This window comes from Microbacterium sp. HD4P20 (assembly GCF_019449275.2).
Taxonomy (GTDB): domain Bacteria; phylum Actinomycetota; class Actinomycetes; order Actinomycetales; family Microbacteriaceae; genus Microbacterium.
This window is the reverse complement of sequence record NZ_JAHZQZ020000019.1, coordinates 131334-143434: the sequence shown is the minus strand read 5'-3', so window position 1 is coordinate 143434 and position 12101 is coordinate 131334. Positions and strand designations below refer to the sequence as shown.

Here is a 12101-nt window from a genome sequence, read left to right as displayed (position 1 = left end):
ATCGTCGGTTGACCCCTGGCCGTCGAGCGACGAACGTAGCGAGTGCACGGCACGCCTCGACCCAGGGAGCACAATGACGCACGACCGCGACGCTCTCGCAACGCAGCTCGACCGCGACCACGTCTTCCACTCGTGGTCGGCGCAGGCCGGTCTCGACCTGCCCGTGATCGCGGGCGGCGACGGCACCGTGGTGTGGGACCACGCCGGCAACCGCATGCTCGACTTCGCCAGTCAGCTGGTGAACGTGAACATCGGGCACCAGCATCCGGCCGTCGTCGAAGCGATCCGCGCGCAGGCGGCGGAGCTGGCGACGATCGGCCCGGCGACGGCGAACCTGAAGCGCGGTGAGGCGGCCGCGCGCATCTTGTCGAAGGCCCCGGACGGCTTCGCGAAGATCTTCTTCACCAACGGCGGGGCGGATGCCGTCGAGAACGCGATCCGCATGGCCAGGCTCCATACGGGCAGAGACACGGTGCTCTCGACGTACCGCTCGTATCACGGCAACACCGGGGCGGCCATCGTCGCGACCGGCGATTGGCGGCGGATGCCGAATCAGTACGCCCGCGGACACGTGCACTTCTTCGGGCCCTATCTGTACCGCAGCGAGTTCTGGGCGAGCACGCCCGAGCAGGAGTCGGAGCGAGCGCTGCATCACCTCGAGCGCGTGATCCAGTCCGAGGGCGCCTCGACCATCGCCGCGATCCTCCTGGAGTCGGTGCCGGGAACGGCGGGAATCCTCGTGCCGCCGCCCGGCTACCTCGCGGGAGTCCGAGCCCTGTGCGACCGGTACGGCATCGTGCTGATCCTCGATGAGGTGATGTGCGGCTTCGGCCGCACCGGGCGCTGGTTCGCGTTCCAGGGACACGACGTGGTGCCCGACCTCATCACTTTCGCGAAGGGCGTGAACTCCGGGTACGTGCCGGTCGGCGGCGTGATCATCTCGCCGGCGATCTCGGCGACTTTCGACGATCGGGTCTTCCCGGGCGGGCTCACGTACTCCGGGCATCCGCTGGCCGCGGCATCCATCGTCGCCTCGATCGACGCTATGCAGGCCGAGGGGATCGTCGAGAACGCCCGCCGCGTGGGCGAACAGTCGATCGGCCCCGGACTGCGCGCCCTGGCCGAACGCCACCGACTCATCGGCGAGGTGCGCGGCGAAGGCGTGTTCTGGGCGATCGAGCTGATCGCCGACGCCGACACGCGCGAACCGGTGGGCCCGGAGGTCATCGGCCGGCTCAAGAAGGCCCTCACCTCGCGCGGACTGCTGCCCTTCACCGCCGAGAACCGCATCCACGTCGTGCCTCCCTGCGTGGTCACCGACGGGGAGGTGGATCAGGCGATGTCGATCTACGATGAGGCTCTGACGAGCGTCGAAGCCGATCTCGCCTGACGTTCCCTTACGAGGGGGACTTCCAAAGGAGGAAGACGACATGACAGACACCACGACAGCGGCCCCGCCCACGGCGGAGGCCGAGACCACGGTCCTCGATCACTGGGTCGACGGGGCAGGCTGGGCCGGGGCATCCGATCGCACCGGACAGGTGTTCAACCCCGCACTCGGCACCGTGCAGAAGCAGGTGCGCTTCGCCTCGACGTCGGACGTGGACCACGCGGTCGGGGTCGCCACGCGGGCGTGGGCGCAGTGGCGTGACACCTCGATCGCCAAGCGCCAAGCGGTGATGTTCGCCTTCCGCGAGCTGCTGAACCAGCGCAAGGGCGAGCTGGCCGAGATCCTGACGTTGGAGCACGGAAAGGTGCTCTCTGACGCACTGGGCGAGATCGCCCGCGGCATGGAGGTCGTCGAGTTCGCTTGCGGCGTCGGCCACCTCACCAAGGGCGCGTACACCGAGAACGCCTCGAGCGGCATCGACGTCTACACGATGAAGCAGCCCCTCGGGGTCGTGGGCATCATCAGCCCCTTCAACTTCCCGGCCATGGTGCCGCTGTGGTTCTTCTCGGTCGCGCTCGCGGCCGGCAACGCCGTGATCCTCAAGCCCTCTGAGAAGGACCCGACGGCCGCCAACTGGATGGCGGCGCTGCTCACCGAGGCGGGGCTGCCGGCCGGTGTCTTCAATGTGGTGCACGGCGACAAGGAAGCCGTGGACGCACTGCTGGAGCATCCCGATGTGCGCGCGATCTCGTTCGTGGGCTCCACCCCGATCGCGAAGTACGTGTACGAGACGGCGACTTCCCACGGCAAGCGCGTGCAGGCCTTCGGCGGCGCGAAGAACCACATGCTGGTGCTGCCGGATGCCGACCTCGACCTCGCCGCGGATGCCGCGGTCAACGCCGGCTTCGGCTCGGCGGGCGAGCGCTGCATGGCGATCTCGGTCGTCCTCGCCGTCGACACGGTGGCGGATGAGTTCGTGCGCAAGGTCTCGGAGCGCATGAAGACGCTCCGCACGGGCGACGGCATGCGCGGCTGCGACATGGGTCCGCTGATCACCGGGCAGCATCGCGACAAGGTGACGTCGTACATCGACGTCGCGGCCGGGGACGGCGCCGCGGTGGTCGTCGACGGCCGCGAGGTCGAGATCGACGGCGACCCGAACGGGTTCTGGCTCGGCCCGACCCTCATCGACAACGTGCCCACGTCTTCGTCGGTCTACGCCGACGAAGTGTTCGGCCCGGTGCTGTCGGTCGTGCGCGTCGAGGGCTACGAAGAGGGCCTGGGCATCATCAACGCCAGCCCGTACGGCAACGGCACCGCGATCTTCACCAACGACGGCGGCGCTGCACGGCGGTTCCAGAACGAGGCCACGGTCGGCATGATCGGCATCAACGTGCCGATCCCGGTTCCCGTCGCATACCACTCGTTCGGCGGCTGGAAGGCCTCTCACTTCGGCGACACCAAGGCGTACGGCCCGCACGCGTTCGAGTTCTTCACCGCCGAGAAGGCGGTCACCTCGCGCTGGCTCGACCCGTCGCACGGCGGCTTGAACCTGGGCTTCCCGCAGCACACGTGACCCCGGCCGGATCGCGATCCGCGGTCACACCTCGCGCGGTGGCACGAAGACCGTCACCGCGCGAGGGACGGCAGCGCAGCGCAGCGTGAACTCGTCGCCCGGTTCCTCTTCGAGCTCGCCGTCGTGGACGAAGACCGACGGATGCCCCGGCCCGGGGCGAACCGTCAGCTCGAAGTCCGAGACGACCAGGCGCTCGAGATCGGACCGCGGCGGCATGAGGCGCAGTGTCCTCAGCACGGCGGCGGTGCGCCGGCCGAACGCGAGCGAGGCGATCGCGCGCAAGCGCGTGCCGCGCGCGTGGTGGATGCGCACGTCGAGCACGGGCTCTTCGAGGTGGGCGCGCTGCATCGTCGCGACGCGACCGGGATCGTTAGTGCCGACGCCGACGAACACCGACCACACGCGGGCACGGCGGCCGTCGCGCACGATGACCAGCGGCGCCGCCTCGCCCAGGGCGTGCCACGCGGCGACGATGCCGCCCAGCCACTTGCCGAGCTTGGGGCGATGCTGCTCACGTTCGTCGATGAGCTCGGGATAGGCGCCGACCGAGACCGCGTTGAGAGCGAGGATCGCTGCGCCGTCCGCGGTCGTCACCTCGACCGCGCTGACCTCGATCGTGGTCCCCGCCTGGAAGGCGTCGATCGCGGTCTCCACATCGGTCAGCCCGGCCGAGCCCGCGAAGTGATTGAACGTGCCCCCCGGCAGCACCAGCAGCGGCCGTCCATAGCGCCGGGCGAGTTGGGCCATGCGCGACACCGACCCGTCGCCGCCGTAGACGCCCAGAACGGCGGGGGCGGTTGGGCCCACGCGCCCGGAGGCTCCGGGCGACGCGCCAGCGGCGCCTGGAGGGGGCGTGGGGACCGCCTCCATCGCCTCCTCGACGATCGCGTCGAGGTCGTCACCCTCCCCGAGCTCGCGCACGACGGCATCGGGCAGCCGCTCGGCGAACAGCGCCGCCGGGTCGCTGCGGATCACCGCGGTGCCCGACTGCGCGTTGCGCACGATGAACAGGCCGCGGCCGGTGGCGGCGGGAAGTGGCGGCGGCGCAGACGGCATGGCCCGAGGCTACCCCGCCCGCACCCGCGCGGCCCCGGTTCCCCGTGCATCGCTCACAGGCTTCGCAGAATCCCGCGGATCTCGCAGCGAATCGCCGGATATCTGCGAGCTTGGCGTAGATCCGCGAAGTCTGTGAGCCTCGCTCGGCACCTCACGCGGGCAGGATCGGCCGGTTCTCGTAGAAGGTCTGCAGCACGACCGTCGTACGCGTGTTGACCGACGCGGCGAGACGGATGTCGCGGATGAGCGTCTCGAGATGCCGGGGCGATGCCACCCGCACGAAGAGCATGTAGCTCGCGTCGCCGGCGATCGAGTGACACGCCTCGATCTCGGCGAGGTGCTCGAGCAGTTCAGGCGCGTTGTCGGGCTGCGCCGGATCCAGCGGCGTGATCTCGATGAACGCCGACAGCGGTTTGCCGACCGCCTCGGGATCCACCGCGGCGCGGTAGCCGGTGATGACACCGCGCGTCTCGAGCCGACGCAGCCGCGTCTGCACGGCCGAGACCGACAGGCCGATCGCGGCCGAGAGCTCGGCGAGAGTTGCCCGGGCGTTGAGCGAGACCTCGTGCACGATCCGCTGATCGACAGCATCCTCCATACGTGGAAGAATACCTGTACCAGTCAGCTTTGGCCGGAAAGATTCCTGTTGGCACCCTCTTCCTCGAAGATCGGAGGTTCCCATGTCCATGACCGCGCACAACGCGAAGTCCATCGTCGGAGAGCCCGAGGTCCTCGAGGACGCCGGGCTCGAGAACTCATCCGCCTGGCTCTCGTTGAAGACGGCCGCGACGGCGCTCCAGTCCTTGCAAGCCCAGGACGGATCGATTCCGGATGCCGCGTCCCACGCCGCCGCCCGGACCCACGTCGCAGCGATCACCGCGGCCATCGCCGAACTGCGACCCCTCTTCCCTCACGACGACGCCTACCTCGAGGCATCCGTCCGCGACTTCGAGCGCTGGGCCGACGGCGGCTTCGGCGTGCCCGACTTCCTCGAGTCGCTCGTGGCGTTCCAGCCGCAGCAGCACCGGGTCGACGGCATCCGTCATCTCGTCGTCTTTCCGATGTACACGCAGAACGGCTCGTCGAACCGGTTCGTCGAGGCGGTGCTGGTCGAGGTGATCTGGCCCGAGTTCATCGCGCAGCTGGAGGCCGACTACACCAACCGGCTGTTCGTGTCGCTGCGGTTCCTCGATTTCACGCCCGGCTACGACACCAACAGTGCCGTGCTTTTCCCCGAGACCGTCGGCATGCGCGAGATCCCGCCGTTCACGTGGGGCGCGATCTTCCAGGACCGCGAGGCCGCGCGCTACCGCCGCGTCGTCCGTGCGGCGGCCGAGATCACCAAGCTCGATCTGCCCGCCGACGCCGCGCGCATGCTCGATGACCAGGAGCTCACCGAGAAGACGTTCGTGATGTGGGACATCATCCACGACCGCACCCACATGCGCGGCGACCTGCCGTTCGACCCGTTCATGATCAAGCAGCGGATGCCGTACTTCCTGTATTCGCTGGAAGAGCTGCGATGCGACCTCACGGCGTTCCGCGAATGCGTCGCGATCGCGGCGCGGCTGTCGGCGCGCGACGACCTCGGCGCCGCCGAGCGCGAGACGCTCGAGCACGCGCAGCTTGTGCAGTACGCGGTGATCTTCGACCGGATCTTCCGGTTCGCGATCACCGGGTCGCGCGTGCGCAACTACGACGGGCTCGGCGGTCAGCTGCTATTCGCATGGCTGCACCAGCGCGGTGTGCTGCACTGGACCGACACGTCGCTCGCGTTCGACTGGGACGAGGTGCCGGCCGCGGTGGTCGCTCTCGCCGACGCGATCGACGAGCTGTACTGGCGCTCGATCGATCGCCCGAAGAAGGCGCACTGGCTGGCCGCGTACGAGCTGGTCCGCTCGACCCTGACGCCGAACCCGGCCTCGGCGTGGGCGCGCGGGCTCGCCGACGATGTTCTCGCTGGACCGCCGAAGGGCTACACCGACGCGATGCTGGACGACGAGTTCCCGCTGTCGATGTTCTACGAGGCGCTGGAGAAGAAGATGAAGCCGGTCATCGAGTCGACGACCGGTATCACCGGACGCGCCGACGCCTGAGCCCGCTCCACGCCGGAGCCCGCTCCACGCCGGAGCCCGCTCCACGCCGGAGCCCGTTCCACATGCGTCGAGACCGTGCGTCCTCGCCGAGCACGCATGCTCCCGACGCCGGTAGCGTGGTCGTTCGGCGAGGTGATACGTATTCGACGCAAGAGGGGGCGAGGAGAAGCATGAGCGTGACCGGCAGAACGGTGCTGCTGGCGGGTGCGACAAGCGCCTCCGGGCTGGCGGCCGCGCGCGTCCTCGCCGGCGGCGGCGCCCGCGTCGTGGCGGTGGGTCGTGACGAGGCGCGCTTCGACGCGATCCGCTCCCTCAACGAGCAGCTGGCCGATCAGGGCCGCGACGAGGTGCGCCTCGAGGTGTGCGATCTCACCGACGAAGCGGCGGTCGCGGCACTCGCCGAACGGGTGCACGCGGGTGCGGGCCCGGTCGACGGCGTGCTGCACCTCGTGGGCGGCTGGCGCGGAGGCGGCGGGCTCGCCGGGCAGATCGACGAGGACTTCCGCGTGCTCGAGCGCTCGTTCACGGCGCTTCGCCACGTCAGCCGTGCGTTCGACGCGGATCTGCGCGCGTCGGATGCCGGACGGCTGGCGGTGGTGTCGTCGACCGCGGTGACACGTCCGCTCGCCGGCGGCGCGAACTACGCCGCGGTCAAGGCCGCGACAGAGGCGTGGGCGCGAGCGGTCGCACAGGGCTTCGCGAAAGCGGCACGGGATGCCGAGCAGCCGCTGCGTGCGGCATCCGTCATCTTCCGCGTCAAGAGCCTGTCCGGACTCGAGGATGCCCTCGCGCAGGGATTCGCCGACCTCTTCGCCTCGGCGGCCGACGACATCAACGACACCGTCGTCGAGCTCACCGACCGGTCACTCTGACCCCACCGTCGCGGCGGCTGAAGAACGCCCGCCGAACTAGATTGGACCCCCGTGACCACACTCCACGACCCGAACCTTCGCGGTTTCGCCTCCGACAACTACTCCGGCATCCACCCCGAGGTGCTCGCGGCCATCGCCGCCGCCAACGACGGCCACCAGGTCGCGTACGGCGACGACATCTACACCGAGCGGCTGCAGGCGGTCTTCGCGCGTCACTTCGGCGAGGGCGTCGAAGCCTTCCCCGTGTTCAACGGCACCGGAGCCAACGTCGTGGGCCTGCAGTCGATGCTGCCGCGGTGGGGCGCCGTGATCGCGGCCGGCACCGCGCACATCAACGTCGACGAGGGCGGAGCCCCCGAGCGGGTGGCCGGCATCAAGCTGCTGACCGTGCCGACCGACGACGGCAAGCTCACTCCCGAGCTGATCGATCGCGAGGCATGGGGCTGGGGCGACGAGCATCGCGCCCAGCCGCTCGCCGTGTCGATCACGCAGTCGACGGAGCTCGGCACGCTGTACACCGTGGACGAGGTCACGGCGATCGCCGACCACGCCCACGAGCGGGGCATGCGCGTGCACATGGACGGTTCGCGGCTCTCCAACGCCGCGGCATCCCTCGGCGTGCCCTTCCGCGCCTTCACGCGCGACGCCGGAGTCGACGTGCTGAGCTTCGGCGGCACCAAGAACGGCGCGATGCTCGGCGAGGCGGTCGTGGTGCTGAACCCGGAGGCCTCGACCGGCCTGAAGTTCCTGCGCAAGCTCGACATGCAGCTGGCGTCGAAGATGCGGTTCGTCTCGGCTCAGCTGATCGCGCTGCTGGACGACGACCTGTGGCTGCGCAACGCGTCGCACTCCAACGCGATGGCGCAGCGCCTGCGGGCAGGAGTCGAGGCCGGCATCTCCGACGGGTCGATCCGCGGCGTCGCCTTCACGCAGCCCACGCAGTCCAACGGCGTGTTCGCGACCCTGCCCGACGGGGTGGCCGACCGGCTGCGCGAGTCGTTCCGGTTCTACGACTGGGATGCCTCGAAGAACGAGGTGCGCTGGATGTGCAGCTTCGACACCTCCGAGAACGACATCGACGCGTTCCTCGCCGCGATCGCCCGCGAGACCACCGCCACGTCGTAGCGGGCGGCCTCGGGCGCCGGCTCAGGACTCGGTGCGCTCGACCTCGTCGTGCGACTTTCCGTCTTCTTCGGCGGCCTCCACGAGTTCGGCCAGCTCGGCGTCCACGTCGTCGACGGTGACCTCCTCGAGCGAACCGTCCTCGGGCTCGTCCGCGTCGGCGTCGCCGTCGTCTTCGGTCCCGGCCTCGTCGCTCGATGACTCCGAGCCCTCGGGCTGCTGCTCCGGATCGTCCGTTGAGCCTGTCTCCTCGTCCCGCTCCGGGTCGGCGCCGGCGTCGGGCGCGGCATCCTCTGCTCGGCTGTCGGCATCGACCGGCGCGTCGGCATCGACCGGCGCGTCGGCATCGGCCGGCGCGTCGGCCTCCACTGTCGCGTCGGGCGCTTCATCGGCATCGCCGGGTGCCTCGACCGCGGCGGCGAGGGGAGCCTCGGGGCGGATGAGCTCCTTGACCTCGGCCATGAAGCTGGTGAGCTGGTGCTGCTGCCACCGCAGCTGGCGGGTGCGGTCCTCGGCGTCGCGCAGCACGGCCTGGGAGTGGGTCGTGACGAGTTCCATGATCCGCTCGGCCTTCGCCCTCGCCTGATCGAGGTGCTCGCGGGCGCGGAGGCGGGCGTCGGCGTCGATCTGCTGGGCCTGCGCCCGCATCAGCCGTTCGAAGTCCTCTGCCTTGCCGGCCACGCGCTGAGCGTGCTCCACCGATGCGGCGACCTGCTCGTTGGCGTCCTGCGTGATGCGCTCGGCGTGCGCGACGGCCTGGTTGTGCAGCACCAGGAACTCCTGGTGGGCATCGTCCTGCCGACGGGTCAGCGACGCCTCGAACTCGAGGGCCCGCACACGCAGTTCGCGCACGGCCTCTTCGGCCTCGGACCGGTCGCGCGCCGTCTCGCGGGCGACCATCGACCGCAGCGCCGCGGCCCCCTTCTCGGCCTCGGAACGGATCGCGGCGGCCTCGCGCTCGGCCTGCGAGAGCTTCTCGGCCGCGTGGGCGCCTTCGCGTTCGAGGCGGGCCTCGTGCGCCGTGAGTTCGGTGTCGATCCGCAGCCGCACCTGCTGCGCCTCGTGCTGCGCCTGCGAGATGATGCCCTCGGCTTCGGCCTGCGCCGACCTGCGGCGATTCTCGATCTCTTCGCGCGCCGCCTCGAGCAGGCGGTCACCCTGCACGCTCGCGTTGCGGATCAGCACGCTCGCCTGCTCTTCGGCGACGCGCAGCACCTCTTCGAACTGGTGACGGTTCGGCGTTTCGGTCGTCGCGCCGGAGAGCTCATCCGACAGCGCCTGCACCTGTGCCTCGGCGTTCGCCAGCCGCGCGTGGGCGGCTGCGAGCTCTGCTTTGAGCTGCTCCGCCTCGTCGGCGCCTTCGGTCCGTGTCGCCGCGGCGTCTGCGCGGAGTCGCTCGAGCTCGTCGCCGAGCCGTTGGACCTCGTCACGGTGGCGCGCCTCGGCCGCGGCGACCTCTGCTTCGAGTTCGGCCCGCACCTCGGCTGCCAGCTGCTCTGCCTCGTCACTGCGCTGCGCGCGAGCGGCCTCGAGCTCGGTCTCGAGCCGCTCAGCCTTCGCCCGGCTCTGGGCGACAGCGGCGCCCGCGCGCCGCTGATGCTGCTTCAGCTGGGCGATCTCGTCGGTGGCGGCGCGCACGCGCGCGGTCAGCTCGGCGACGGCGGCGTCGACGTCATCCTTGTCGTAGCCGCGGAATGTCGTGGCGAAGCCCGGGTCGGCCACGGGGACGCCCGCGTCGCCGATGAGGCTGTCGAACGGGCTCGTGTCGTCGGTCGGGTTGTCGTCGGCCGGTGCGGCATGGTCGGACATCGTGTGTCTCCGCTTCCTGAGTCAGCTGTGCCGGCGTGCGCGGTCGCGCCAACGGCTCCCGCCGGCGGCCACCTATGGTGCGAAGGCAACGGAGACCAGGGAGGACCGCATCCCTCGACGACACCAGGGGCCCTGTCGCGGGGATGGCTGCACGCGGGTAGTCGAACTTTACCCTTCCCGACTATGTGCGGGGAACAGCGAATTCCGCACGCGACTCCCCGAGCCATTCCCGGTACGCCTCGAACGAGTAGGGGCGTCCCAGGAACCCCTCGACCAGGTCCTTCGCGTCCTGCGATCCGCCCGGCTCGAGGATGTGCCGGCGATAGCGCAGGGCATCCGTCTCGTCCATCAGTCCGTCCGCGAAGCCGGTGAGCAGGTCGCGCGCGATCACGAGGCTCCACTGGTAGGTGTAGTAGCACGCACCGTAGCCCGTCAGGTGGCCGAAGCCCGCGTACGGGTGCAGCCCGGGCAGGGGTCTCACCGGGCTGCTGGACGCGTAGAGCCGCTCCGTCTCGGCCTGCAGATCGGCCGGGCGGCTCACGTGCAGGCGGTACGACACGTTCGCGTGACCCAGCTGTCGCCGCACCTCGAGGGCACGCCCGAACGCATCCGCGGTGCGCATCTTGCGCACGAGCTCGGCGGGGATCGCCTCACCGTCGGCGTTGGCCGTGAACGAGGCCAGCACCTCCGGGTCCCACGCCCATTCCTCCAGCAGCTGGCTGGGAGCCTCGACGAAGTCCCACTCCGCCTGCACACCGGCGAACCGGGCGAAGCGCTGATGGCCGCCGAGGATCTCGTGCACCAGATGGCCGAACTCGTGGAAGAACGTCACCACCTGGTCGTGCTCGAGCAGGCCCCGCGAGAAGTTGCACAGCAGGGCGGCCTCGGGAACGACCCGCCCGGCGATCCCCGGCGCGAGCGGGAAGCAGGCCGCGTGGCTGAACTTGCCCTCCCGCGGGTGAAGATCCAGATGGATGCGGCCCAGTCGCACGCCGTCGCGCACGACGTCATGCGAGCGCACGTCCTCGTGCCACGCGTGCGCATGGACGGGCTCGTACTGCACCTGCAGCAGCCGGCCGGTCACCTCCAGCACGCCCGGCAGCACCCGTTCGAACGGGAAGTAGGAGCGCACCACCTGCGGGTCGACGTCGAACCGCTCCGCCTTGACCACGCTGAGCAGGTGCCAGAAGTCAGCGATCGTGACCTCCTCCGCCGTGGGCATATCGCGCCGCAGCCGATCGCGCAGCATGGCGTACTCGGTCTGGGCGGCGTCGAGGGATGCTTCGTCCAGCCGCGCCAGGAACGTGCGGATCTCGGCCCCGCTGCCGATCATCCGCGTCTCGGTCTCGAAGTCGGCCCAGTCCTCGTAGCCCAGCAGCGACGCCCGCTCGGCGCGCACCTCGAGCAGTTCGGCGAGCACGGCCTCGTTCTCGGGCCACGCCAGGTCGTTGTAGGCGCCGATGAGGGCGTGGCGGGTGGCGCGATCGGTCGCATATTCGCGAACGGGCATGAGATCGGGGTAGTCGGTCGACAGCGTGACCATGCCGTTGTCGTCGGCGGGGTGCGCATCGACGAAGTCCTGCGGCATCCCCGCGAGGCCGGCGCGGGGCACGGCGACCTCGCGACGACCGTCACGGATGTTGCGTGAGAAGGTCAGCGACAGCTCGGTATCGCGTTCGGCCAGCCATCGAACGCGCTCGCGCTCGGCATCTGGCAGGTGCACCCCGCCGCGACGGAAATCGCGCAGCAGGTGTTCGAGCAGCCGGGCTTGATCCTGATCCAGCCCATCGGCGGATCTTGCGGAGAACGCCGCCCACAGGTCGCGGTCGAGCAGGCGCTGCGAGGTGATCGACTCCACCGCCTGCACCTGCTCTTCGGCGAGCTCCCGCACCGCGACGTCGGGGTGCGCCTCGCTGATCACATATGCCTCGCTGAGCGCCTCGTGCAGCGCGATCTCGGCGTCGTTCCACAGCTCGAGCCGCTCCACCGTCGACAGGTCGGGCTCGGACGTGAGGCGGGCGTCGATCTCACGCACGCGGGCGATCCGCTCCGTGGGACGCTCGGCGGCGAAGGCCGCCCACCCTGCGGCGTCGGTGGGGAAGGAGAGAGGCTCGATGGTCACGGGTCGAGCCTACGGCGACGACCCGACAGACGGATGCCGGTAGCTCCGAGAAACCTCC

At 70.1% G+C, this 12101-nt stretch carries 9 protein-coding genes; 5 read left to right on the top strand and 4 right to left on the bottom strand.

The annotated features are described in order from the left end of the window. Positions 1-73: 73 nt before the first annotated feature. Together K0817_RS15720 and K0817_RS15715 are read left to right on the top strand one after the other, a co-directional pair. On the top strand, positions 74-1390 hold the full coding sequence (locus K0817_RS15720; protein ID WP_219982589.1) for an aspartate aminotransferase family protein: 1317 nt from the start codon (positions 74-76) through the stop codon (positions 1388-1390). A 40-nt stretch (positions 1391-1430) separates the two neighbouring features. Then, positions 1431-2966 (top strand): CoA-acylating methylmalonate-semialdehyde dehydrogenase, encoded by a 1536-nt coding sequence (locus K0817_RS15715; RefSeq protein ID WP_219982588.1) that lies wholly within the window; start codon positions 1431-1433, stop codon positions 2964-2966. A 24-nt stretch (positions 2967-2990) separates the two neighbouring features. On the opposite strand, the gene K0817_RS15710 is transcribed toward K0817_RS15715, so the two are convergent. Together K0817_RS15710 and K0817_RS15705 are read right to left on the bottom strand one after the other, a co-directional pair. Then, a complete protein-coding gene (locus tag K0817_RS15710; protein WP_253735437.1) occupies positions 2991-4022 on the bottom strand; it encodes a diacylglycerol kinase family protein in 1032 nt (343 codons plus the stop codon). A 151-nt stretch (positions 4023-4173) separates the two neighbouring features. Next, complete coding sequence (locus K0817_RS15705) at positions 4174-4620, bottom strand: Lrp/AsnC family transcriptional regulator (protein ID WP_219982587.1); 447 nt, start codon at positions 4618-4620, stop codon at positions 4174-4176. 82 nt (positions 4621-4702) lie between these two features. On the opposite strand from K0817_RS15705, the gene K0817_RS15700 reads away from it, so the two are divergent. The 3 genes from K0817_RS15700 (at position 4703) to K0817_RS15690 (ending at position 8115) form a co-directional block, all read left to right on the top strand. Beyond that, a complete protein-coding gene (locus K0817_RS15700; RefSeq protein ID WP_219982586.1) occupies positions 4703-6118 on the top strand; it encodes a DUF6421 family protein in 1416 nt (471 codons plus the stop codon). 170 nt (positions 6119-6288) lie between these two features. Continuing rightward, the gene (locus tag K0817_RS15695; protein WP_219982585.1) at positions 6289-6990 is read left to right on the top strand and encodes an SDR family oxidoreductase; all 702 of its coding nucleotides are present in this window, start codon (positions 6289-6291) and stop codon (positions 6988-6990) included. Positions 6991-7041: 51 nt separating this feature from the next. Beyond that, the gene (locus tag K0817_RS15690) at positions 7042-8115 is read left to right on the top strand and encodes a low specificity L-threonine aldolase (RefSeq protein ID WP_219982584.1); all 1074 of its coding nucleotides are present in this window, start codon (positions 7042-7044) and stop codon (positions 8113-8115) included. 21 nt (positions 8116-8136) lie between these two features. On the opposite strand, the gene K0817_RS15685 is transcribed toward K0817_RS15690, so the two are convergent. Beyond that, positions 8137-9921, bottom strand: coding sequence for a hypothetical protein (locus tag K0817_RS15685; RefSeq protein ID WP_219982583.1), 1785 nt, complete (start codon positions 9919-9921; stop codon positions 8137-8139). A 181-nt stretch (positions 9922-10102) separates the two neighbouring features. Next, positions 10103-12043 (bottom strand): M3 family metallopeptidase, encoded by a 1941-nt coding sequence (locus K0817_RS15680; RefSeq protein ID WP_219982582.1) that lies wholly within the window; start codon positions 12041-12043, stop codon positions 10103-10105. Between the last annotated feature and the right edge of the window lie 58 nt (positions 12044-12101).

What these genes read in the sequence shown, in the direction of transcription:
- K0817_RS15720 (WP_219982589.1), top strand. Translation starts at nt 74, where the DNA reads ATGACGCACGACCGCGACGCTCTCGCAACGCAGCTCGACCGCGACCAC.
- K0817_RS15685 (WP_219982583.1), bottom strand. Translation starts at nt 9,921, where the DNA reads ATGTCCGACCATGCCGCACCGGCCGACGACAACCCGACCGACGACACG.
- K0817_RS15705 (WP_219982587.1), bottom strand. Translation starts at nt 4,620, where the DNA reads ATGGAGGATGCTGTCGATCAGCGGATCGTGCACGAGGTCTCGCTCAAC.
- K0817_RS15700 (WP_219982586.1), top strand. Translation starts at nt 4,703, where the DNA reads ATGTCCATGACCGCGCACAACGCGAAGTCCATCGTCGGAGAGCCCGAG.
- K0817_RS15715 (WP_219982588.1), top strand. Translation starts at nt 1,431, where the DNA reads ATGACAGACACCACGACAGCGGCCCCGCCCACGGCGGAGGCCGAGACC.
- K0817_RS15695 (WP_219982585.1), top strand. Translation starts at nt 6,289, where the DNA reads ATGAGCGTGACCGGCAGAACGGTGCTGCTGGCGGGTGCGACAAGCGCC.
- K0817_RS15710 (WP_253735437.1), bottom strand. Translation starts at nt 4,022, where the DNA reads ATGCCGTCTGCGCCGCCGCCACTTCCCGCCGCCACCGGCCGCGGCCTG.